This window comes from Microcoleus sp. CZ3-B2 (genome assembly GCF_036705055.1).
Taxonomy (GTDB): Bacteria; Cyanobacteriota; Cyanobacteriia; order Cyanobacteriales; family Microcoleaceae; genus Microcoleus.
The window spans coordinates 1-3,408 of sequence record NZ_JAUBTN010000129.1 but is presented as its reverse complement, the minus strand read 5'-3'; the positions used below and the strand labels follow the sequence as shown (position 1 = coordinate 3,408).

Below are 3,408 nucleotides of genomic sequence, written 5' to 3'. Positions count from 1 at the left end.
CCGCTAACTCACTCAGAATCAGAAACCCCAGTCTCAGCATTACTATCAGGAATTGTCATCAAAGCCAGTATTTTACCTCTCTTGCGCTGTGCTTTAATTTCCGACGATATTGGTAATATCGTCAGAATATTTGGCGTAGCAACAGCTTTAATGGGGGTCTTTTTTGTGATCTTTGAAAAAGACACAAAACGGATGTTAGCCTTCAGCACAATTTCCCAGTTAGGCTTTATTCTCGCAGCGCCAGAAGTAGGGGGGATTTATGCGCTGGGTCACGGTTTAGTGAAATCAAATCTGTTCTTGATGGCCGGCTCATTACCAAGTAGAAACTTCAAAGAACTGCAATCTAAGCCGATCGGCTATAACCTCTGGATTCCCCTAGTTATCGCCAGTCTCTCGATTTCCGGTTTTCCATTGTTGGCAGGATTTGGGTCTAAAGTGTTGACATTAAAAAGTGTAGCACCTTGGCAGGAGATCCCGATGAATATCGCTGCACTTGGCACAGCCATAGCCTTCGCCAAATTCATCTTTCTGCCCCGTGGAGAAAAACAAGAAATCAAAATCGGTTTGTGGCTAGCGATCGCACTTTTAACTAGCGGGCTAATTATCGCAAATGTGGTGTACTTAGAAGCTTATACGGTTGAGAGCATCATCAAAGCCATTGGCACGATCGCGATTGGGTGGCTGATTTATGTTTTAGTTATTAAACGGTTGGCGATCGATCTGCCGCGCGTAGCTGAGCAATTTGAGCATCTGATCGGTGTAATGACTCTAAGTTTGATCGTACTCTTTTGGATGGCACTAGCATGATTGGAACTTTGATATTACGATTGACAATTTGGTTTTTGCTGACTTCCGATCTGAGTCCAGCAAATATCATCATTGGTGTGCTGATTGCCTTTCTTCTCCCCCGTGGCTATACATCCCCGGAAAGGTTTAAGGATTGGCTAAAAATGATTAAAAAAATTCTGATTGCGATTCCAGTAGCATACATTGAAGCTTTTCAAATTATTGTCAATCCCCACAACGGAGAAGACATGATTCTGGAACGGGTAAAACTCAAAAGGTCGCCGATCATGATATTTTTGGATGTATTTGTGATTACCTTTACACCCAAAACAATTGTTGTGAGACACAACCACGCAGGTTCCTACGAAGTCCACAGGGTTCTGCCGACGAGGAAAAATCCATGAACTTGGTACTAATTGCAATGATTGCAGCTATGCTCATCCCCATGTACGAAGCATGGAAGGATGATGATATTTGGCAGAAAATGTTGGCATTGGCCAGTATTTCCACAAAGGCAGGAATTATGACTTTGTTCATATCTGTCTTGCGCGATGATTGGATGATTGGCGCTGTGGGGGCGATTATCCTCACCGTAGGAAATGCGGGATTAATGCTGTTGGCACATATCATAAAACGACTGGACGACCTATGATAATTGATGTTTTGAGTTATTTCTTGATGGTTGTAGGAGTATTCTTCTGGTTTTGGGGAACTTCTCACCTACTCGGGAAGCGATCGGTATTATTTAAGTTACACAGTCTTTCAGTTTCCGATACCTTGGGATCGATGGCGATCCTCGTGGCGCTGCTGCTACAAATACCCAGTGAATGGCCACTGCTAATTTTGGCGATTATTTCCTTAGCAATTTGGAATACAATGCTGGGGTATGTTTTTGCACACTGTTCGAGTGACGGGGAAGAAAATCAGACGGAGTTTCCACCGGAGATATTATGAATGATGATAGCTACATTTATATTTTAACTGCACTGTTGCCCTTGGCTGCTTGTATGGTAGTAGTTCAGGTGAATCCCTACCACGCCCTAGTCATTCGGGGCATATTAGGTGCGATCGCAGCGTTGATCTATTCAGTGTTTGGGGCTGCGGATGTGGCTTTGACAGAAGCATTGATGGGTACGATGCTGGCAATAACGCTTTATGCGGTGGCGGTGCGATCGTCCTTGGTGATGCGTTTGGGCGTGTTGGAAGAGGAGAAAGTCGAGTCTCAGGGCGATGTTTTAAAAGTAGTGTTGACGGTAGAGAGTCCCCGCGATTTTAACTCCTTGATGAAGGATTTTCGCCGAATTTTTAGCAAGTATTATCTCCGCATTGAGGTAGTACCTTTTACAAGTTTGGAGGCTTTACACCGCGCCCTGATGGAGAAAGAAATTCATGCAACTTGTGTGCCTGTGCTAGATAGTGATGCCACGGGTGGGGCAGAAACAAAACATTATCTAACTGTCACGAGAATCCAGCGGCTGTATGACATCATGCAGCCTGAAATTTCCTCAATAAACACGAGTCTCGATTATAAACTTGCTTCAGGTTCAGGGGAGGATTATCAATGAAATGGGTTTACATTGCGGCGGGGATATTGCTTTACATCAAAATGCTATTTTTTGCCAATCCAACGTCAGGTGTATCGGGATTGGCAATAGTAGAATTGATTGTCAAGGATAGTGGGATTCCGAATGCAGTCTCGGCGATTATTTTCAGAAATCGGCTGTATGACACGATTTTTGAAGTGGTGGTATTTACGATCGCCATTATGGGAGCTAAATTTCTGTTGGCTACAGAAAGACCGTCCTGCACAATTTATCAGTTTACCGATCAACCATCTATTATTTTATCTCGTTTAGGAGCGACTATTTCGGCTTTAGTGAGTATTGAATTGTCACTGCGGGGGCATTTGACTCCGGGGGGCGGTTTTGCGGCGGGTGTAGCGGGCGGAACTGCGATCGGCTTGGTAGCAATTACTTCATCATCCGAGTGGATGCAGCGGATTTATGAAAAATGGCAAGCGGCGAGATGGGAGAAGATTTCGGTGCTAGTTTTTATTCTTTTGTCTGCGATAACTTTATGTGGGATAGAGTTGCCACATGGAGAGTTTGGAGCATTAATTAGTGGTGGGTTGCTTCCTTTGTTGAATATTTTGGTGGCGCTGAAAGTTGCCTTGGGCTCGTGGGCGGTGGTGTTAGTTTTTATCCATTATCGCGGCTTGTTGTGATGGATTGTAGCATTCATAATTGCTTGGCAGGAGCGATTAAAATGCTGGCTACTTGAGAAATAGAAATCTCTATTAAACTTCTCCTCAAAAGCCTGTAAAGAGCAGGCAGGATGCCTGCTTTACAACAATTATTGGAGGTGTCTGCTGTAGACTGGGGAAAACCAGTCTCATCAAAGGGCGATCGACTAAAATCCTGTCCGGTGGATTAGCCGCAATAAATAAAGTTAGCACTACGAACCTGGTTAATCGATCGGATATGATATAACTCGCCGGCAAACATATTTCCATCCCCGATCGACTTTTTGATTCAGTTTTTGATGCGATTGAAAAAAATAACACGCCTTAAAACCCATCAATGAATATCCTGACGATCGCTTGGCTGACACTACCATTTTTTA

General features: G+C 43.9%; 6 protein-coding genes. All 6 read left to right on the top strand.

The genetic code is table 11. The annotated features are described in order from the left end of the window. The coding region (locus QUA97_RS27990; protein WP_333197568.1) for a proton-conducting transporter transmembrane domain-containing protein at window positions 1-807 on the top strand (807 nt) is incomplete at its 5' end. After that, window positions 804-1,190, top strand: coding sequence for a Na+/H+ antiporter subunit E (locus tag QUA97_RS27985; protein ID WP_333197566.1), 387 nt, complete (start codon window positions 804-806; stop codon window positions 1,188-1,190). The genes QUA97_RS27990 and QUA97_RS27985, both read left to right, overlap by 4 nt. Next, window positions 1,187-1,438 carry a hypothetical protein gene (locus QUA97_RS27980; RefSeq protein WP_194068533.1) on the top strand — a complete coding sequence of 84 codons (252 nt, stop codon included), beginning with the start codon at window positions 1,187-1,189 and terminating at the stop codon, window positions 1,436-1,438. The genes QUA97_RS27985 and QUA97_RS27980 overlap by 4 nt, the downstream gene beginning before the upstream one ends. Continuing rightward, on the top strand, window positions 1,438-1,740 hold the full coding sequence (locus QUA97_RS27975) for a monovalent cation/H(+) antiporter subunit G (protein ID WP_194068553.1): 303 nt from the start codon (window positions 1,438-1,440) through the stop codon (window positions 1,738-1,740). Before QUA97_RS27980 ends, QUA97_RS27975 begins: the two co-directional genes overlap by 1 nt. Beyond that, on the top strand, window positions 1,737-2,351 hold the full coding sequence (locus tag QUA97_RS27970) for a DUF4040 domain-containing protein (RefSeq protein ID WP_194068535.1): 615 nt from the start codon (window positions 1,737-1,739) through the stop codon (window positions 2,349-2,351). Before QUA97_RS27975 ends, QUA97_RS27970 begins: the two co-directional genes overlap by 4 nt. Then, entirely contained in the window at window positions 2,348-3,010 is a 663-nt protein-coding gene (locus QUA97_RS27965; RefSeq protein WP_194068537.1) for a Na(+)/H(+) antiporter subunit B, read from the top strand. The genes QUA97_RS27970 and QUA97_RS27965 overlap by 4 nt, the downstream gene beginning before the upstream one ends. The last annotated feature ends 398 nt before the right edge of the window (window positions 3,011-3,408 follow it).